The sequence below is a fragment of the Streptomyces sp. NBC_01335 genome (assembly GCF_035953295.1).
Lineage (GTDB): Bacteria > Actinomycetota > Actinomycetes > Streptomycetales > Streptomycetaceae > Streptomyces.
On sequence record NZ_CP108370.1, the window covers coordinates 6,828,517 to 6,847,858 of the forward strand.

The 19,342-nt window shown below is 73.0% G+C and carries 13 protein-coding genes and 1 pseudogene; 3 read left to right on the top strand and 11 right to left on the bottom strand.

The window, feature by feature from the left end:
- Window positions 1-101: 101 nt before the first annotated feature.
- The 3 genes from OG599_RS29150 to OG599_RS29160 form a co-directional block, all read right to left on the bottom strand.
- Window positions 102-1,166, bottom strand: coding sequence for a lipoate--protein ligase family protein (locus OG599_RS29150; protein ID WP_327178942.1), 1,065 nt, complete (start codon window positions 1,164-1,166; stop codon window positions 102-104).
- Window positions 1,167-1,509: 343 nt separating this feature from the next.
- Window positions 1,510-2,562: a YncE family protein gene (locus OG599_RS29155; RefSeq protein ID WP_327178943.1), complete on the bottom strand. Its 1,053-nt coding sequence runs from the start codon at window positions 2,560-2,562 to the stop codon at window positions 1,510-1,512.
- A 255-nt stretch (window positions 2,563-2,817) separates the two neighbouring features.
- On the bottom strand, window positions 2,818-4,668 hold the full coding sequence (locus tag OG599_RS29160) for a hypothetical protein (protein WP_327178944.1): 1,851 nt from the start codon (window positions 4,666-4,668) through the stop codon (window positions 2,818-2,820).
- A gap of 217 nt (window positions 4,669-4,885) precedes the next feature.
- Between OG599_RS29160 and fes the strand changes: the two genes are divergently transcribed.
- Window positions 4,886-6,151: an enterochelin esterase gene (gene fes, locus OG599_RS29165; RefSeq protein WP_327178945.1), complete on the top strand. Its 1,266-nt coding sequence runs from the start codon at window positions 4,886-4,888 to the stop codon at window positions 6,149-6,151.
- A 272-nt stretch (window positions 6,152-6,423) separates the two neighbouring features.
- Here the strand turns inward: fes and OG599_RS29170 are convergent, their stop codons facing one another.
- From OG599_RS29170 to OG599_RS29205, 8 genes and pseudogenes are all read right to left on the bottom strand, one after another.
- Window positions 6,424-7,140, bottom strand: a complete 717-nt coding sequence (locus OG599_RS29170) for a 4'-phosphopantetheinyl transferase family protein (protein WP_327178946.1) — start codon at window positions 7,138-7,140, stop codon at window positions 6,424-6,426.
- A gap of 43 nt (window positions 7,141-7,183) precedes the next feature.
- On the bottom strand, window positions 7,184-11,140 hold the full coding sequence (locus tag OG599_RS29175) for an amino acid adenylation domain-containing protein (protein WP_327178947.1): 3,957 nt from the start codon (window positions 11,138-11,140) through the stop codon (window positions 7,184-7,186).
- Window positions 11,137-11,364 (bottom strand): phosphopantetheine-binding protein, encoded by a 228-nt coding sequence (locus tag OG599_RS29180; protein WP_327178948.1) that lies wholly within the window; start codon window positions 11,362-11,364, stop codon window positions 11,137-11,139. Before OG599_RS29180 ends, OG599_RS29175 begins: the two co-directional genes overlap by 4 nt.
- Before the next feature lie 4 nt (window positions 11,365-11,368).
- Window positions 11,369-12,001: an isochorismatase family protein gene (locus tag OG599_RS29185; protein ID WP_327180230.1), complete on the bottom strand. Its 633-nt coding sequence runs from the start codon at window positions 11,999-12,001 to the stop codon at window positions 11,369-11,371.
- Between the two features lie 24 nt (window positions 12,002-12,025).
- Window positions 12,026-13,666: pseudogene (locus OG599_RS29190) on the bottom strand ((2,3-dihydroxybenzoyl)adenylate synthase); the annotation flags it as partial.
- Window positions 13,667-13,758: 92 nt separating this feature from the next.
- Entirely contained in the window at window positions 13,759-14,976 is a 1,218-nt protein-coding gene (locus OG599_RS29195; protein ID WP_327178949.1) for an isochorismate synthase, read from the bottom strand.
- A gap of 85 nt (window positions 14,977-15,061) precedes the next feature.
- Window positions 15,062-15,853, bottom strand: a complete 792-nt coding sequence (locus OG599_RS29200) for a 2,3-dihydro-2,3-dihydroxybenzoate dehydrogenase (protein ID WP_327178950.1) — start codon at window positions 15,851-15,853, stop codon at window positions 15,062-15,064.
- Entirely contained in the window at window positions 15,850-16,833 is a 984-nt protein-coding gene (locus OG599_RS29205; protein ID WP_327178951.1) for an iron-siderophore ABC transporter substrate-binding protein, read from the bottom strand. Before OG599_RS29205 ends, OG599_RS29200 begins: the two co-directional genes overlap by 4 nt.
- Before the next feature lie 387 nt (window positions 16,834-17,220).
- On the opposite strand from OG599_RS29205, the gene OG599_RS29210 reads away from it, so the two are divergent.
- Together OG599_RS29210 and OG599_RS29215 are read left to right on the top strand one after the other, a co-directional pair.
- Window positions 17,221-18,210 carry a FecCD family ABC transporter permease gene (locus OG599_RS29210; protein ID WP_327178952.1) on the top strand — a complete coding sequence of 330 codons (990 nt, stop codon included), beginning with the start codon at window positions 17,221-17,223 and terminating at the stop codon, window positions 18,208-18,210.
- The gene (locus OG599_RS29215) at window positions 18,207-19,331 is read left to right on the top strand and encodes a FecCD family ABC transporter permease (RefSeq protein ID WP_327178953.1); all 1,125 of its coding nucleotides are present in this window, start codon (window positions 18,207-18,209) and stop codon (window positions 19,329-19,331) included. Before OG599_RS29210 ends, OG599_RS29215 begins: the two co-directional genes overlap by 4 nt.
- The last annotated feature ends 11 nt before the right edge of the window (window positions 19,332-19,342 follow it).

Sequence of the window (19,342 nt, forward strand, 5' to 3'; positions counted from 1 at the left end):
GTCACGGTAGGTTCCCGGTCCTCGCGGACGCAAGCGCGGACGGCGCGGCGCCGCAGGTCGGGCGGCCCAGCGGCACGGGTCCGGGCCCCGGGAGCCCGGACCTACGGCACGCGGGCGGTCCACTCGTCGCCGCTGTACTTGGTGGCGGCCAGCTCCTCCGCGCGCGCGAGCTCGTCGGCCGTGACCCGGCCGTCGGTGAGCCCGTAACGGTTGCGGAAGGAGTCGACCATCCGCTCGATGACCGTCTCGCGCGGCAGCCCCGTCTGGCGCCGGAGCGGATCGACCCGCTTCTTGGCCGACTTCGTGCCCTTGTCGGACATCTTCTCCTTGCCGATGCGGAGAACCTCGAGCATCTTGTCCGCGTCGATGTCGTAGCTCATGGTGACGTGGTGCAGCACCGCTCCGGGACCGCCCTTCGGCCCGGTCACCCGCTTCTGGGCGGCGCCCGCGATCTTCCCGACCTCGGTCGCGATGTCGTTGAGCGGCTGGTACCAGGCCTTGATGCCCATGTCACCGAGGGCCGCGAGGACCCAGTCGTCGAGATAGGCGTACGAGTCCGCGAAGGAGAGCCCCGAGACGAGGGAGGCCGGCACGGACAGGGAGTACGTGATGGTGTTCCCCGCCTCCACGAACATGGCCCCGCCCCCGGAGATCCGGCGCACCACCCGCACGCCGTGGCGGGCCGCGCCCTCGGGATCGACCTCGTTGCGCAGGGACTGGAAACTGCCGATGATGACCGCGGGGGCGCCCCACTCCCAGACGCGGAGCGTCGGGGCGCGGCGCCCGGCGGCCACCTCCTCGGTGAGTACCTCGTCGAGCGCCATGTGGAGTTCGGGGGACTGGGGACCCTCGTGGATGAACTGCCAGTCGTAGTCGGTCCAGTCCGTGGCGTGGGCGAGCGCGCGCCGCACCGCCACCGCGATGCCCTCGGTGGTGATCCCGTACATCACCGTGCCCTCGGGCAGAGCCGCCTCGACGCGTGCGGCCAGTCCGGCGGCCTCGGTGTCGGCGGGCGCTCCTTCCAGGGCGGCGTCGACGGCCGTGATGGCCTCGTCGGGCTCCAGGAAGAAGTCCCCGGCGACCCGTACGTTGCGCAGGGCACCCGCTTCGACGTCCAGATCCACGACGACCAGCTTGCCGCCGGGCACCTTGTACTCACCATGCACGGCTTCGCTCCCCTCGGCGCGCGATGTGATCCCTGAGCCTGTTGCCCCGAAGTCCTCAAAAAGCGCGCACATGCTCCGTATCGCACTTTAATGCTCGCTCGTGCCGGGCGGCCTTGCGGCTTCGAGAGGGCGGGCGTCCATTTCCTGGAGCCGGGCGGGCGTCCAACTCCAGGAGTTCCGTCGCGTGGCGGTCGTCGGTGTGCGGGAGGGCCCTGCCTGTGCTTCGTGGCCCGCAGCACGGCCTGCGACGGCCGACGGCCCGCGACCTCCGCCGGAGCGGTGGGGCGCGGGCCGCCGACCGTCGTGGATCCCGGCCTGACGGCATACGTCGCCGGGACCGGGGTCAGTGGCCCAGGACGATGCGGTGGATCAGGTCCTTGCCGTCCGTGCCCGAGCCGGACTTGTCCACGACGTACGCGACGCCGTCCGCGACCGTGACGTGGTTCGGGTTGGCGCCCGTGGCGAGGGTCTCGACGACGGCGCCCTTCTTCGGGTCGACGACCGTCACGTTGGCGTCGGTGCGGTTGACGACCAGCACCCGGCCCGACTTCTTGTCGGTGGCGACGGCCAGCGGGCCGGCGCCGGTGGTGACGGTCGACGTGACGGTGCCCTTCTTCAGGTCGATGACCGAGAGGGTGCCGGCGGTCTGGTTCGCGGTGTACGCGGTCTTGCCGTTGGCGGACAGGGCGACCGAGATCGCGCCGTCACCGGCGGGGATGAAGCGCGGCGCCTTGTGCGGGGCGACCTCGACGACACGGTCGTTGTTCATGTCGGCGGTGTAGACCGTGCCGGTCTTCTCGTTCAGCGCGAGGCCGGTCGGGCTCGACCCCTCGATGGTGACGCGGCCCTTCTCCTTGAGCGTCTTCGAGTCGAACGCGACCAGGCTCGCACCGGCGAAGCTGCTCGCCCACACGGTGTTGTGCTTCTCGTCCACGACGATGTCACGGCCGTGCGCCACGTCCGGCAGGGTGGCGAGGTGTGCGCCGGTCTTCTGGCTGTAGACCGAGACGGTGTTGCTGCGGGTGTTGGTCGTCCACACGGTGTTGTGCTCGTCGTCCACCGCGACACCGTAGACAGCCTCGACCGCACCGGTCGCCGCGTCCGTGACCGGCGGCACGATGGTCTTCTCGACCTTGAGGGTGCGCGGATCCACCTTCAGCAGGCTGGAGTTGGTGACCGGCGGGCGGCCCACGGCGGTCGTCGTCCACAGCACGTGGTTCCGCTCGGAGTACGAGGACTGGTACAGGCCCGTAGCCAGCGAGGCGGACGTGACGGTGGAGGCGGATCCGCCCTTGTGGGCCGTGGCACTGGCGGTCGCCGTGCCGGCCAGAGCCAGCGAACCGCCGACGGCGAGAACGATGGCGGTGCTGATGGAGCGGCGGGTAACAGACATCATGCTGCGTCAATCTCCTTGACTGGTGCACCTCTTGTGGCGAGGCGTTACCCATGAGGTTAGCTTAGGCTTACCTAACTTCCACACTTTTTCGAGTGGTGTGCATCACAGTTCTCGATGGCGGTAAACCTTCTGAGCCTCAAACGCGTCACGGGGCGTCGTGCGCGGTGAAGCACACAACGCCCCGTGATGACGTAGGGGTTGTTCAAGTCGCCTGTCTGTGACCCCTCGTGCAGGCAGAGCAGATATGACGGAACGTCAGACGCCCTCAGGCTGCTGTGGCTTGCGTCGACGCAGGATGAAAGTCGTGGCGCCCGCCGCTCCGGCGGCACCGCCGACAGCTGCGGCCCCGGCCGCCCAGGCGATCGTCGCGTACGAGACCCCGGCCTCGGCGCTCCGCACCGAGGCGGCGTTGACGGTCGCGTCGGTGGTGGCCGTCGTCGCATCCGAGGAGGAGGGTGAGGACGAGGACGAGGCTGCCGCGGTGGAGTCGGCGGCCAGCACGGTGAAGTCGACCTTGAGCGTCGTGGACGGGCTCGGGGCGAGGAAGCGCAGCCAGTGCGCACCGGGCGTCACCTCGGCCGGGATGTCGACGTCTCCCTCGAACGACCCCTCGGCGTCGATGTCCCATTGGCCGAGGATGGCATCGTCGTCGAGCTTGATGGTGACGACCTGCGACGCCGGGAAATGCGCGACCTTGAAGTGCAGTTTTCCGCCCGGCTGGACCTCGCTGGCGGTGATCTCCGCCTTCGCCCCGCTCGCGTTGACGGCGCTGGCGGGTGCGCCCGTGGCGGCGGGGACCACCGCGGCCGAGCCGTCGGCAGATGCGGAGTTGGTGCCCGTGGCCGCGCTCGTGCCGCCCGCGCCGCTGGTGGTGGCCGAGGTGTCCGCGCCGGAGGTGACGGTGAAGTCGGCCTTCGTGCTGGTGGACGGGTTGGGAGCGAGGAAGCGCAGCCAGTGCGCGCCCTTGGTCGCGGTCGCGGGGACGGTGACCGTGCCGGAGAAGGTTCCGTCGGCGGCGATGCCGTCGGGCCACTGCCCGATGATCTCGTCGTCGTCGAACTTCACGGTGATCTGCTGCCCGGCGGGGTAACCCGTCAGCCGGAAGGACACCTTGCCGCCTGCGGCGACGCTCGAACCGGCGGTGATGGTGGCGGAAGTGGCCGAGGTGGCGGTGCCGCCGGTGGACGAGTTGCCGGTGCTCGTACCGCCGGTGCCGGTACCGGAGTCGCCCGTGCTCGTACCGCCGGATGATCCGCCCGTCGATCCGCCCGTGGTGCTGCCGCTGGTGCTGCCGCCGCCGGAGCCGCTGCTGCCCGAACCACTGCTGCCCGAACTGCCGCTGCTCGAACCGCCCGTGGAGGACGAGGAGGTGACGGTGAAGTCGGCCCTCAGGCTGGTGGAGGGCTCCGGGGCGAGGACGCGCAGCCAGTGGGCTCCCTCGGCCGCGGTCGCGGGGACGGTGACCGTGCCCGCGAACGTGCCGTCCGCCTTCACCGCGGCGGTCCACTGCTTGAGGATCGTCTGGTCGTCGAGCTTGACCGTGACGTCCTGGCCCTCGACGAAGCCGGACAGCGCGAAGGAGACGGTGCCGCCCGCGGTGACCTTGGTGGTACCGAGCTGGATCCTCGGGGTGGCCGGCTCGGGCGTGGTGGTGGCCGCGGTGACGGTGAGTGCGGCGCTCTTGAGGCTGGTCTGCGGGGCGAGGAGGCGGAGCCAGTGAGTGGTGCCGGGGGTGGTGTCGGAGGGGATGGTGACGGTGCCGGTGACGCTGCCGTCGGCGCCGCTGGTGAACTGGGCGAGAAGCGCGGCGTCGTCGAGCTTGACGCTGACCTTGCTGTCGGCCGGGAAGCCCGTCGCGGTGAACGACACGCTGCCGCCCGCCTTCACCGAGGCCGATCCCAGGGTGACGGCCGGGGCCGACGCCTCGTCAGCCGCGGACGCGACGGTTCCGGTCGCCCCCGGGTCGTCGCTCGCCGCGGCGAGCGGCATCGACAGCACGCCGAGGCCCAGCGTGGCCCCGGCGGTGAGCGCGGCGACCCGCGCGACCCTGCCTCGGGGGCCGCGCAGCGGCGATATGGAGGTGCGGAAAGGTCTGGCTGCGCTCATGGCGTGCTCCTGGCAGGCAAGAAACGGCAAGAAAAGTGCATGGGGGAGATGCGGCATCCACTGGCCGGTACGGCAGGATGTCGCCCATCATTGGTTAGGTTAGCCTAACCAACCTTGAGGAACTCGCGGTGGCCCCGGGTGGAGGAGGGTGGGTCCGTGGTGGCCCGGGGCAGGTAAGGTAAGCCTTACTTGTCGCCGTTCTTCGGAGGTCGCCCGCATGTTCGCGTCCGCACCGCCCGAAGGGGCTCCCCTCCATCCGCCCAGGACGGCCCGCCCCGACGCGGTTCCGTTTCTTGCCGCGCCCGGCGTCGAACTGCCGGGACCGGAAGGGGTCGAGGAGTTCTGGGCGCGGATGCGCGAGCGGGGTACGCCGCTGATCGCCCCCGATCCGCAGGGCAGTCCCGAACACGCGGCCGTCACCTTCCTCTGGCGCGGTACCGAAGCGACCCGGGCGGTCCAGGTGATGCCCAACAAGCTCGGCGACCCGCGCGCGCCCGAGGCCAACCTGATGGCGCGTCATCCGGGCACGGACATCTGGCACTGGACGCTCCGGCTGCGCCGCGACTGGCGCGGCACCTACGACTTCCACGTGGACGAGGGTGACGGCCCCGAGGCCGAAGGGCCGGGCTACTGGCAATGGCTGCGGACGCGGCGTCACTCCGACCCGTTCAACTCCCGCCTCCTGCCGCGTCGCTGGGGTGGCGAAGCGGTGTCCTGGGCGGAGACCGGGGAGCTCCCGTCCGACTCGGACTGGGAGTCTCGCCCCGGTACGCCCCAGGGCAGGGTGACCGAGCACGGCGTCCCCAGCGGGCACCTGCAAGAGGAACGCCGGGTCTGGTTGTACGAACCGCCCGCACCGGCCGGCGGCTCCACCGGGCCGGCCGAACTCCCCGTACTGGTCGTGCTGGACGGCGAACACTGGCAGCCGAAGCTGGGACTCGCGAACCTGCTCGACAACCTCGTCGCGGACGGCCGGATACCGCCGACGGCCGCGATCCTGGTGGACTCGGTGGACTCCGGCTCCCGTTGGCGGGACCTCGCCTGCCGCCCCGCCCACGCGGCTTTTCTGACCGAGGAGTTGCTCCCGTGGGTCGCCCGGAGGCTGCCGCTCACGGACGATCCGGCGCGCACCGTGATCGCCGGGCAGAGCCTGGGCGGTCTGTCCGCGACGTACACGGCGCTGACGGCCCCGCACCGCTTCGGCAACGCCTTGGTCCAGTCAGCCTCCTACTGGTGGCCGAACGGGCCGGAGCCGGAGTGGCTGACCGGCCGGATCGCCGCCGCCCCGCGCCGCCCGGTACGGTTCCGGCTCTCCTTCGGCGAGCAGGAATGGGTGGCGCTCCCCGCCGCACGGCGGCTGCGCGACACCCTCGAAGAAGCCGGATACGACTACCACTACCGCGAGTTCAACGGCGGTCACGACTACCTGTGGTGGCGCACGGAGATGGCGGAGGGGCTGACCGGGCTGCTGGGCCGTGTCTGACCATTCCCGCCGGGCGGGCGGCGTCCGGCACGGCACCTCGTGGCGTTGTCGGATCACCCGAGTACATCAGTACACGGGTGATCCTCCGCCTTGCGATGCACCGCACCGGACACCATCCGCTGATCCGACGCGCACTGTCGGAGACGGCCTGGGCCCGGAGCCTGACGCGTACGACCGGCCCTGGTTCCGGTCGCCGAGGTCCGTAACCCGGCGGCCGTACCGCTCACAGGGCCGCGCCTCTCACGCGGCCGCACCGCTCATACGGCCGACGCTCACACCGCCACCGCGCACGCCGCGGTGAAACCGGCCGGCACCTCGACGTCGGTGAGGGCCCAGCCGGCCGGAGGCGCTGCCGGGGAGGGGCCGGTACCCAGGTAGGTGCCCCCCAGTGCCTCGCCGGCGAGCCCCTCGCCGGTGCCCTTGAGGTACGCCTCCTTGCGGGTCCAGCAGCGGGCGAAGGCGGCCGGCCGGTCCGGCGCCGCCATGCGCGCCAACTCCGCCTGCTCGGAAGGGTGCAGGGACTTCGCGACGTCCGCGGTCGTCCTCTCCGAAGGTGGCCGCTCGACGTCCACCCCGACCGGCCGGGCGGCCAGCGCCACCACCGCCAGGCCGTCCGTGTGCGACAGCGAGAAGTGCACCCGCTCACCGGCGGGCCCCGCGACCGCAGGCCGGCCGTGAAGGGCGCCGCACCCCGGGCACGCCAGCCGGACCATCGTCACCCGGGTGGGCGGGAGCTCCAGGACTCCGCCCAGCAGTACCCGCAACGCCGTGTGCGAGGCCATGTACATCGCCCGGTCCTGGGGGCGCCGGAACGCCGCGCAACGGCGCTGCTCCTCCTCGTCGAGAACGACGGGAAGGGAGAAGGCCGAGGGGTCCTGGTCCCAGGGACGTACGGACCACAGCAGCGGGCCGGCGCCGTCCAGCGCGGACGGCCCCGGAGGCCGGTCTCCCGGTGTCCAGGGCCGCGCCTTCGCCGGCGTACTCACCACGGGGCGGACGCGCGCGCGGGGTCGAACGGGGCGGTCGGTTCGGTCATCCGTCGAGCTCCTTCAGCCGGGCCGCGAGGACGGTCGCGACGGTGTCGAGGTTATCGCCCTGGAGGAGCCGCGCGTGGGTGCAGTCGAGATCGTGGTTGACGATCTCGCCCGTCACATGGGCGCGCCAGGCCTCCCGGGTGAGCCAGTCCTCCGCCCTCGGTGCGGCGGCCGTGAAGAACAGCACGTCGCCCCGGAAGGTGTCGTGCCGGTGCTCGCGCATCAGCCGTGCGTGGTGCGGGACGATGTCGACGATCCTGGACAGGGTGCGGTCGCTGAGCCCGGCGAGCGGGCTGCCCGCCCGGCGCAGGGTGGCCAGGACGTCGTCACGGGTCTGTTCGTCCGTACGCTCGAAGCCGGCCATCCGCAGCACCGCCGTGAGCGCGTCCCCCTCCTCGGGGGCCGGGCGCGCGCGCCACATCTCGGACGGAAACGCGTCGAGCAGCGCGAGGAGTTCGACCTCCTCGCCCGCCTCCTGGAGCAGCACCGCCACGGCTTGCGCGAGGACACCGCCCACCGACCAGCCCACCAGCCGGTACGGTCCTCGGGGCTGGACGGCACGCAGCCGCGCGGCGTAGTCGACGGCCTGGTCCCGCAGCGTCGCCGCCAGGGGCTCGTCGTCGGTCAGTCCGCGCACCTGGACGGCGTACAGCGGCTGTCCGGCACCGAGACGGGCCGAGAGGCCCGCGTAGCACCAGGCGATACCGCCCGCCGGGTGGAACGCGAAGACCGGGGGCCGGCCGCTGCCGCCGCGCAGCGGCAGCAGGACGTCCAGCGCGTCGTCGGCGCCCGCGCCCGGACCCGCGAGGCGTGCCGCCAGGGCGGCCGGGGTCGGCGTCTCGAAGAGGGAGCCGATCGTCAGCTCCGTCGCGCACTCCTCCCGTACCCGGGCCACCAGCTTCATCGCGAGCAGTGAGGTGCCGCCGAGGTCGAAGAAGGCGTCGTCGGGACCGGCCCCCTCGACGCCGAGGACGTCGGCGAAGAGCCGGGTCAGCTTCTCCTCCAGCGCCCCGGACGGGCGCCGGGCCCCCTTGCCGCCGGTGAACACCGGTGCGGGCAGGGCGCGTCGGTCCAGCTTGCCGGCCGGGCTCAGCGGGAACGCCGCGAGGACGACCACCGCCGCCGGGACCATGTGGTCCGGCAGTACGCGCGCCAGCGCGGCCCGCACCTCGGCAGGGTCCGCCCGCCCCTGGACGTAACCGACGAGGCGCTGTTCGCCGCCGTCGTCCTCGCGCACGAGGGCACAGGCGCCCTCCACACCGGGCTGTGCGGACAACGCCGCCTCGATCTCACCGAGTTCGATGCGCTGGCCCCGCAACTTCACCTGGTGGTCGGTGCGCCCGAGGTACTCGACCTCGCCGTTCGCGGTCCACCGCGCCAGGTCACCGGTCCGGTACATGCGGCTGCCGGCCGGGCCGAAGGGGTCGGCCACGAAACGGGCCGCCGTCAGCTCGGGGCGGTCCAGATAGCCGTCGGCCAACTGCCGTCCTGCTAGGAAGAGTTCGCCGGGCACTCCGGGCGGGCAGAGCTGGAGCGCCGCGTCCAGCACGTACAACCGGGTGTTCCACACCGGGCGCCCGATGGGCACCGGTCCGCTGCCCTCGGCACCACAGGTGTGGTGTGTGACGTCGACCGCCGCCTCGGTCGGACCGTACAGGTTGTGCAGCCCGACGCCCGGCAGCGTACGTGCGAAGAGGTTCGCGGTCTCGCGGGCCAGCGCCTCGCCGCTGCAGAACACCCGGGTCAGGCCGGTGCACCGCGCGGCCTCCGGCTCGGCGAGGAAGACCTGGAGCATCGACGGCACGAAGTGCAGGGTTGTGACGGCCTGTTCGCGGACGAGACGGGCCAGATACGTCGGATCGCGGTGCCCGCCGGGCTCCGCGACGACGAGGGCCGCCCCCTCGCGCAGCGGCCAGAAGAACTCCCACACCGACACGTCGAACGAGGACGGGGTCTTCTGCAGCACCCGGTCCTCGGCGGTCAGCCGGTAGGTGTCCTGCATCCACCGCAGCCGGTTGTCGATCGCCCCGTGCGGGACGACGACCCCCTTGGGGCGGCCGGTGGAGCCCGAGGTGTAGATGACGTACGCCGGGTGGGCGGGAGTGAGCGGGCGGCACAGGTCGGTCGGCAGCCGGTCCGAGACGTCGAGACCCGCCAGCACGACGAGCGGGATGGCGCCGCCGTCCGGCAGCCTGCCCGCCCGGTCGGTCACCGCGCAGACCGGCGCGGCGTCCTCCAGCATGTCCAGCAGGCGCTGCTCCGGATAGTCCGGGTCGAGCGGCAGATAGGCCGCGCCCGTCTTCAGGATCGCCAGCAGCGTCACGATCAGCTCGACCGACCGGGGGACCGAGAGGGCCACCACCCTGTCCGGGCCGGCGCCGAGCGTCCGCAGATGCCGGGCCAGCCGGTTGGCGCGGGCGTTCAGCTCCGCGTACGTGAGCGACTCCTCGCCGTACACCAGGGCCGTCGCGGCGGGCGTCCGGCGGGCCTGCGCCTCGATGGGGCCGATCAGGTTCGTCGCCGGGAGCGCGCGCTCCGTACGGTTGAACTCCTCCAGGATCAGGGAGGCTTCGCCCGCAGTGGCGACGGTGTGCGTGGCGAGCGGCAGACGCGGGTCCGCCTCGGCGAGCCGCGCGACGAGACCGGTGAACCGGTCCTGGTGGGCCGCGAGGCCGTCCTCGGTGTAGAGGGCCCGGTTGGCGTCGTAGTCGACGAGCAGACCCCGGCCGTCGGCCCGGTCGTAGATGTTGACGGTGAGGTCCTCGACCTGGCCGGCCGAGAGGTTACGGGCCCGCACCGGGGCGCCCGCGAAGCGTACGTCGTAGTCGAAGGGCATGACGTTCACCAGCGGGCCGACCAGCGCGCGGCTCTCGCCGAGCAGACCGAGATCGCGGCGGATGTCCTCGTAGCGGTAGCGCTGATGGCGGCGCACCGTGCGGATGCCCAGCACGACCTGGCGCACCAGCTGCGCGAAGTCGGCCTCGGGGGAGACCTCCAGGCGCAGCGGCAGGACGTTCATCACCATGCCCGGCACCCGCAGGGCGACCGAACCCATACGGCCCATCATGGGCAGCCCGAGCACGACGTCCGAGCGGCCGGTGGCCCGGGAGGCGTAGACGGCCTGGGCGGCGATCAGCACCTCCGGCCAGGTCGCCCGCAACCGGGAAGCCAACTCCCGTATCCGCTCCGTCGTTTCCGCCGGAAGGGAGGCCGTGCGGCGCAGCGAGGTCCGGGAGGGCAGCGCGCCGCGCCCCGCGAACCGGGGTGCTTCGGGACGGTCGGCGAACGCCTCGCTCCAGTGCGCCCGGTCGGCCGGGAGGGCATCGGAGGCACGGTACTCGGCGTCCTGCGCGACGAGTTCGGCCAGCGGCCGGAACGGCGTCGGCTCGGGCGCCCCGCCGGCGGCCAGCGCGCTGTAGACCTCGGCGGTGCGGCGCACGAGCAGGGAGTAGCCGAAACCGTCCATGGCGAGATGGTGAATGCGCTGGTACCACAGCCACCGTTCCTCTCCCACGCGGAAGAGCGCGTGCCCGAACACCGGGCCCAGGGCCAGGTCGCAGGAGCGGGCGAGATCCTCCCGCATCCACGCCCCGGCGGCCTCGTCCGGGTCCTTCTCCGCCCGCAAATCCGCGATATACAAGGGCAGTTCGACAGAGGCGCGCACGCGCTGCCGGGGTCCGCCGGGGGAGTCCTCCACCCGGATGCGCAGCGCGTCGGCCTCGGAGGCCACCTGCGCCAGAGCGGCGGCGAAGTGTTCCGGGTCGACGGGGCCGTCGATCTCGACGCACTCCGCGGTGTTGAGCGCCGGGCTCAGCGGGTCGAGTGCCTGGGCGTACCACATGCCCGCCTGGGCGGCGGTCAACGGCAGTACGGTGTCCGGGGCTTCAGCGGCCGGGGCTTCGGCGTCGGAGGCGTTGGCGCGCGGGGCGTCGAGGCTCGTCGCCGGGGTGCTCATGAGGCCCCCAGCAGCGGCAACCACGCCTCCACGGCGGGCTGTTCGGCGAGATCGGCGAAGGCGGCTTCCACGCCGTGCTCGCGGCGCCAGCGCTCCAGCAGCGCCATGATGCGTACCGAGTCCAGCCCGTAGTCGACGAGGTTCTCGTCGACCGGGATGTCCTCGGGGTCCTCGCCGAGGGAGTCGGCGATGTCGGCGCGGATCAGCTCAAGAGTGAGGGGCATCGGCTCAGACCTCCTGGAAGAGAGCGTCGGCGGTGGTCACCACGGCGCAACGGCCGGCCGCGTACCGCAGCGCCATGTCGTGGTCCGCCCGGGAGAAGTCGGCGACCGCGTCGGCGACGACGAACGCCTGGATGTCGCGCTGCCACGCGTCCGCGGCACTCATCAGCACGCCGATGTGCGCGTACACGCCGACGACGATCAGCTGGTCGCGGCCCTGCTCCCGCATCAGCGCGTTCAGTTCGGTGCGGACGAAGGCGCTGTACTTCCACTTGGTGATGACGTTCTCGCCCTCGACGGGTGCCACCTGCTCCGGCCCGGCGAGGGCTGCCGGGTCGTCCGCCACCCCGGGCCCCCAGAAGTCGAGTTGGAGGCCGCGCTCCTCGGGGGTCTGGCCGCCGCGCTGCGCCGAGTGCACCACCGGGACACCCAGGCCGCGGCACTTCTCGAGCACCCGGGCCGTGTTGTCCAGCATGCCGGTCAGCGGCTGCTCGCCGGCCGGGAACGCCTTCAGGAAGTGGTTCTGCAGGTCGTGGACGAGCAGCACCGCACGGGACGGATCGACCGTCCACGCCACCCGGTTGGCGGGCAACTCCTCCGCCGTGGGCAGCGGATACGGGGCGATGGCGGGCAGTGCCATGGAAACGGGCCTTTCCTCGTGGTGCCGAGCCGGGGCGGCGGACCGCAGGCTCTTCTTGCTGATCTTGCCGATCCCGGTCTGCGGGAACGCGTCGACGAACTCGACCAGATCGGGGACCTTGTACGCGGCGATGCCGCGCTCGCGGACGAACCGCTTGATCTCGACGGACTTCAGCGGTCCGGCGCCCTCGCGGAGGACGACGTAGGCGAGGGAGCGTTCGCCGAGGTACGGGTCGGGGACGGCGACGACCGAGACGTCGTGGACGGCGGGGTGAGCGAGGACGATGTTCTCGACCTCCTCGGGGGCGATCTTCTCGCCGCCCCGGTTGATCTGGTCCTTCGCCCGGCCCTCGACCACCAGGTGGCCGGTGGGGGTGCGGCGCACGATGTCGCCGGTCCGGTAGAAGCCGTCCTCGGTGAAGGCCCGCGCGTTGTGGTCGGGGGCCCGCCAGTAGCCGCGGATCGTGTACGGCCCCCGGGTGAGCAGATGGCCCCACTCGCCCTCGGGGACGTCCCGGTCGGCGTCGTCCACGACGCGGACCTCGTCGTCGGCCGAGATCGGGCGGCCCTGGGTGGTGACGATCGTCTCCTCGTCGTCTTCCAGCCGCGTGTAGTTGACCAGTCCCTCGGCCATGCCGAAGACCTGCATCAACCGGCAGCCCAGCGCCGGGCCGAGGCGCCGGGCCGCCTCCTCGCTGTACTTGGCACCGCCGACCAGGATCAGTTCCAGGCTCGACAGGTCCTCCTTCGCCGCCGGAGCCGCGTCCGTCCACACCAGGGCGAGCGGGGGCACCATGCCGGTCATGGTGATCCGCTCCCGCTCGACGAGCGGGAAGGCCGTGGCCGGGTCGGGCCGGGGGCTCAGTACGACGGTGCCGCCCGCGTACAGCACGCCCTGCCAACCGGGCGAGCTCATCGGGAAGTTGTGCGCGGCGGGCAGGACCACCAGGAACCTGGTCCCCTCGTCGACCCCGCAGATCTCGTTGGACCCCCACAGCGAGTAGATGTAGTCGTCGTGGGTGCGGGGGATCAGCTTGGAGACGCCGGTGGTGCCGCCGGAGAGCTGGAGGAAGGCCAGTTCGTGCGAGCGGGGACCCTCGATCGTGCCGGTCGGCTCGACCGGCACGTCGGCGAGCGCGGTGTGCTCGCCCGGATCGCCCACCACGAAGACCTCACGCAGACTGGGCGTCAGCTTCTTGACGTGCGAGGCGAGTTCACGGTGGTCGTAGCCAGCGTGGCGGTCGGGTACGACGTACGCCACGGCCTCGGAGAACGCGCAGAAGTGCTCGATCTCGGTCTCCCGGTGCGCCGGCAGGGCGTACACGGGGAGCGCGCCGATCCGGAAGAGCGCGAAGACGACCTCGATGAACTCGCCGATGTTCGGGAGCTGGAGGACGACCCGGTCGCCCTTGGCGATGCCCCGGGCGGCGAACCCGGCGGCCAGCCGGTCGGCGCTCTCGTCCAGTTCGCGGTACGTCCAGGTGCGGCGGACCGGTGCCGGGTCGACCAGTGCCGTCCGGTCGGGGTGCGCGGTGGCGCGTTCGCGCAGGAAGTCGCCGAAGGTCTCACCGCGCCAGTACCCCGCGGCGCGGTAGCGCGCGGCGAACTCGGCGGGCCAGGTCGGCGCGTCAGGGCCTCCCGGGGTGAGCGGGTCGTGTTCGTGCACGAGCGCGGCAGGGCCCCCCGGGGTGAGCGGGTCGTGCTCGTGCACGAGCGCGGCAGGGCCCCCCGGGGTGTGCGGGTCATGCTCGGTGGCGGTCACAGCTGGGCTCCTACGGCGTTCAGGAAGGTGCGGAACTTCGCCCCGGTCTCGGCGGTCTCCGCCTCGGGCGACGAGTCGGCCACCACACCGGCCCCGGCGAACAGGCGCAGCGAGCGGCCCTCGGCCTCGGCGCAGCGGATGGTGACGACCCACTCGCCGTCGCCGTCCGCGTCCTGCCACCCGACCATGCCGGTGTAGGCGCCCCGGTCGAACGGCTCGGACTCGGCGATGACGGCGCGGGCGGCCGGGGTGGGCGTGCCGCACACGGCCGGGGTCGGATGCAGGGCGGCGGCGAGCCGCAGCGCGGTGGTGTCCGTGTCCAGGAGGTCGCCGGTGAGCGTCGTCGACAGGTGCCACATGGTGGCGGTGCGTACGAGGGTAGGGCGCTCGGGCACGTCGAGGCGGGTGCAGAACGGGGCGAGGGCCTCACGCACGGCGGCCACCACCACCGCGTGCTCGTGCAGGTCCTTGGGGGAGTCCAGCAGCGCGGCGGCCCGGCGGACGTCCTCGGCCAGGTCCGGGCTGCGCGGCGCGGAACCGGCCAGCGGGTTGGCGACGAGCCGACCCTCCTGCCGGGCGACCAGGAGCTCGGGGCTCGCCCCGATCAGGGTACGGCCGGGGCCGGTGGGCACCGCGAAGGTATAGCCGCCGGGGTCCCGGCGGGCGAGCCGGCTCAGCATCGCGGGCAGGTCCGGCTCGGCGGGGGCGGTCAGCTCCAGGGTGCGGGCCAGCACCACCTTGGCGAACTCCCCGGCGCGCATGCGGCGTACGGCGGAGGCGACGGCCTCGGCGTACGCGGCGGCGGCCGGGACCTCGCGCACCTGCCAGGAGCCGCCGTCCTCGGCGGCGGGAGCGGGCAGTGCCACCAGCGGATCCCGGCGCAGCGCGGGCGCCCACCGGACGGACTCGGGGACCACCAGCGCGGCGGGGGCGTCCGCGTCGAACGGTATGGAGCCGACGACGACGGGCGCGGGGTTCCCCGCCCGCCGCTGGGCGTGCAGGGCGTCGCGTACGCGCTCCTCCACCGGGTTCGTACCGTGCGGCACTTCGGCGAGCACGCCGCGGCCGAGCAGGGTGAGCGTCGGCGAGGCCACGAAGCGGTCGGTGCCGGGCCGGTAGGCGTCGAGCAGCGCGGTCGCCGCTCCGGGGGTGACGGAGTCGGGGTGGGTGAGGGCGGGGGCGGCGGTGGGGGACTCGTGCACGGAGGTGGACATGGGTGTCTCCTGCGGTGGAGGGCTCCCGCCACGGTCGGCGGCGGAGCGGTGAGACAGGGGGACCGGGGGGCCGAGGGGGCGGGGGTCAGGCCCGGAGGGTGGCGCCGCCGTCGACGTACAGGTCCTGCATGGTGATGTGGCGGGCGCGGTCGGACAGCAGGAACGTCACGGCGTCGGCGATGTCCGCGGGGTCCGCGATGCGGCCGAGCGGAATCCCCGTCCGGTACGCCGCGAGGTCGCCCGCGACGACGCGGTCCGCGGCGGCGGTCACGTCCGCCGGGTCCAGATCGGCCCACATGGCGCGCTGCATGTCGGTCATGGTCGAGCCGGGGCAGACGCTGTTGCAGCGGACGCCGTGCGCGGCCATCTCCAGACCGAGGCACTTGGTGAACATCGCCGAGGCCGCCTTGGACGCGGCGTACGCGGCCATGCCGGCGCGCGGGATGCCCGCCGCGTTGGAGGCGACGGTGACGATGCCGCCCCGGCCGCGCGCGGCCATCCGCCGGGCGGCGGAACGCGAGACGTGGAACACCCCGTCGACGTTGACGGCGAAGGTGGCGGCCCAGTGCGCGTCCGTGGTGTCGAGGACGTCGGCGTTGCGCAGCACGCCGGCCACGTTGACCGCGAACTCCAGAGGCCCGAGGGCCTGTTCGGCCTCCTCGACCGCCGCCTCGACGGCCTCGGCGTCCGTGACGTCGAGCGGGCGGGCGACCACCCGCGAGCCGTACTTCCGCGCGAGGGCCTCGATGCCCCCGGAGGTGATGTCGGTGGCCACCACCCGGGCGCCGCGCTCCACGAGGGAGGCGACGACGGCCGCGCCGATGCCCCGCCCCGCGCCCGTGACGAGCGCGAGCCTTCCGTCGAACCCGGTGCTCACTTGACCATGGCCTTCCGGAGGTCGGCCAGGACGTTCACGGCGGCCTGCGCGCCGCCGAGACTCGTCCACATCGAGCCGTCGATCTCGGTCACATGACCGGCCTTGACGGCGCCGAGCTGCTGGTAGGCGGGCTTCGCGGAGAGCTGGTCGACCACGCCGGAGGTGCCGGTCGAGGTCAGGGTGCCGATGAAGAGCCAGTCACCGTCGATCTCGGCGAGGTTCTCGTCGCTGATCGGCGTGGAGTGGCCCTCGCCCTTCTCGGCCTGGATGCCCGGCCGGGTGAAGCCGAGGTCGTTCAGCACGTCGCTGATGAACACGCCCTGCTGCATGACGGCGGAGCCCTGCGGGGAGTAGCGGGCCACGGAGACCTTGGCTCCGGCCTCCGGCCCGAGGTCGCTCTTGAGTGCGGCGACCTTCGTGTCGTAGTCGGCGAGGAAGGCGTCGGCCGCGTTGGCCCTGCCGAGCACCTCGCCGGTGAGCGACAGGGACTTCTTCCAGTCCTTGTCGTCGCCGATGGTGACCAGCGTGGGCGCGATCTTCCGCAGCTGGGCCAGCACCTGAGTGTCCGTCATCTGACCGGCGAGGATCACGTCGGGGTCGGCCTGGACGACCTTCTCGATGTCCGGGCCGGTGACCGCGCCCACCACCGGGATGCCCTCGGCCTTCTCGGTCAGGTACGCCGGGGCGCCCTTCTGGCCGCGCCCCGCCGTGAGGCCCACCGGCTTCACGCCCAGCGTGAGCGAGGAGTCGAGGTCCATCTCGCTCAGCACCACGACCCGCGAGGGATCGGCGGGAACCGTCACCTCGGTGCCGGCCGCGTCGGTGACGGTCGTGGTGCTCTTCTTGTCGGAACCGCCGGACGCAGCACCCGAGTCCGAGGAGCCGCAGGCGGTCGCCGTGAGCGCGCAGATGCCGAGGACGGCGACCGCGGCCAGCGGGCGGACGGTGCGGCGGGGAGCGGGGGACTGGTTCGGCGTCATGGCCGGAAACCTCCGTAGGAAGGGTGGAGCGGGCAGGTGCCGACGCCCCGTCAGGGGGGACGGGCGACGTGCGGGCACGACGAATCCCGGCCGGAACGGCAGAAGGGGTCCCTCGGCCGGGGCGTCCGGTACTTAGGTTAGGCTAACCATATGTTCAATGCGCAAGAGGGCCCTCCAGGGAGGGTGAAAACCCGGACATCGAGGGCCTTTCGTGGGGATCCGGACGGAACGGGAAGCGGAGAGCCGCATCCGGCCCGGACTGCCGGAACGGGCAGCGGGGACCTGCGTCCGGACCGGACCGCCGGAGCGGAGGCCGGAGACCCGCGCCCGACCAGGTGGGCCGCCGGAGCGGAGAGCGGGGGGCGTCATCCGGCCAGGTGGGCCGCCGTGGCCCTCGTCGCCCTGCTCGGCCTGGTCCTCGCCTCCCTGCTGACCGGCACGGGCTCCACCCCGCCCGCCCGGGCCTGGGCGTACCTCTGGGGCGATCCGTCCGCCCGCGCCGACGCCCAACTGCGCCTCGCCGTCGTGGACGTACGCCTCCCGCGCACTCTCGCCGGGATCCTGGTGGGCCTCTGCCTCGGCTCCGCCGGCTGCCTCCTCCAGGCCGCCACCCGCAACCCCCTCGCGGAGACCGGGCTGCTCGGCGTCAACTCCGGCGCCGCGTTCGCCGTCGTCCTCGGACTCACCTTCTTCCACGCCGACTCCTCCGGCGCTTTGCTCGTCTGGGCGCTGCTCGGCGGCATGGCGGCGAGCGCGGTCGTCCTCCTGCTCGCCGCCTCCGGGCGGGCCGCGGGCTCACCGCTGCGCCTGGTGCTCGCCGGTGCCGCGCTCAGCGCCACCTTCCACGGCCTCACCTCGTACGTCCTGCTGGGCACGCAGTCCACCTTCGACACCTACCGCTACTGGACCATCGGCTCGCTCGCCGGCGTCGAGACCGGACAACTGGTGCCCCTCGTCCCCCTGGTGGCGCTCGGCCTGCTCACCGCGGGCTGCTGCGTCCGGCCGCTCGCAGCCCTCGGCCTCGGCGACGACGGAGCGCGCTCCCTCGGCCACCACCCCGGGCGCATCCGCCTCGTGGTGGCCGTCGCCGTGTCGCTGCTCGCCGGGTGCGCGGTCGCGGTCGCGGGGCCCATCGCCTTCCTCGGACTGCTCGCGCCCTACGCCGCACGCGCCCTGGCCGGCGCGTCCATGGGCGCCCAACTCGTGCTCTCCGCGCTGATCGCCGCGGACGTCATGATCCTCGCCGACATCCTCGCCCGGATCGTCATCCGCCCCTGGGAGACCCCGGTCAGCGTGCTCCTCGCCTTCGTCGGCGGCCCCCTGCTCGTCTGGATCGCCCGCTCGTCCCGCCTCTCCACCGCGGGGGCCGCCGCATGACCGGGAACACCCGGCCCGCGCCCGTCGCGCCCCGCCCCGACGCCGCCGGCCTCCCCCAGCAGAACCCGGCCCCGCCGGACCTCACCCCGCCCGACTCCACCGTGCTGCGCACCGGCGGCCTCTCCTGGCTCTTCCCGCGCCGCAGCGCCCTCGTCGCGGCGCTCCTCGTTCCCGTTCTCGCGCTGCTCGTCGCGCTCGCCGTGCTGGCCAGCTCCTCCGGCATGAGCCCGACGCAGACCCTCTCCGGACTGCTGGGCACCGGCGACGCGGGCACCGTGATGGTCGTCCGTGAATTCCGGCTGCCCCGCGTCCTCGTCGGCATCATGGTCGGCGCCGCGCTCGGCATCTCCGGCTGCCTCACCCAGACCCTCGCCGGAAACCGGCTCGCCACCCCGGACCTGGTGGGCGTCAACGAGGGGGCCACGGCGGCCGTCGTCGCGGCGGCCGCCGGTACGTCCACCGGCATGGTCGGCATGTGGTGGCTCGGCCCGGTCGGCGCCGTCGCCGCCGCCGCGCTCGTCGTGCTCTGCGCGGGCGGAGCCGGCAGCGCCGGCTACCGCGTCCTCGTCACCGGCATCGGCGTCTCCACCTTCGTCGGGGCCGTCAGCGACCTCGTGATGTCCCGCGAGAACGACAACTCGGCGGGCGGGGTGTTCCTCTGGGCCGTCGGCAGCCTCAACGGGCGTGACTGGGAAGCCGGTACGCCCCTGCTGATCGCCCTCTGCTTCCTCGTCCCGCTCGCCCTCGCGGCCGGACACCGGCTCCAACTGCTGCGCTTCGACGACGACATGGCCGCCACCCTCGGCGTCGACCTGCGCCGGGTACGCGCCGCCGCACTCGTCCTGGCCGTGCTGCTCGCCGGGGTCGCCGTCGGCGTCGGCGGACCGGTCGCCTTCATCGCGCTGGGCGCCCCCGTCCTCGCGCAGCGGCTGGCCGGGCCCACCCGGGTACCGGTCTTCGGCGCGGGCCTGGCCGGAGCCGCCCTCGTCACCGCGGCCGACGCGCTCGCCCGCGTCGCCGCCCCCGTCGAACTCCCCGTCGGCGTCGTCACCAGCGTCCTCGGCGGGCCCTTCCTCCTCTGGGTCCTCTTCCGCTCGGACCGCACGGAAGCAAAGGCATGAACACCCCCGTC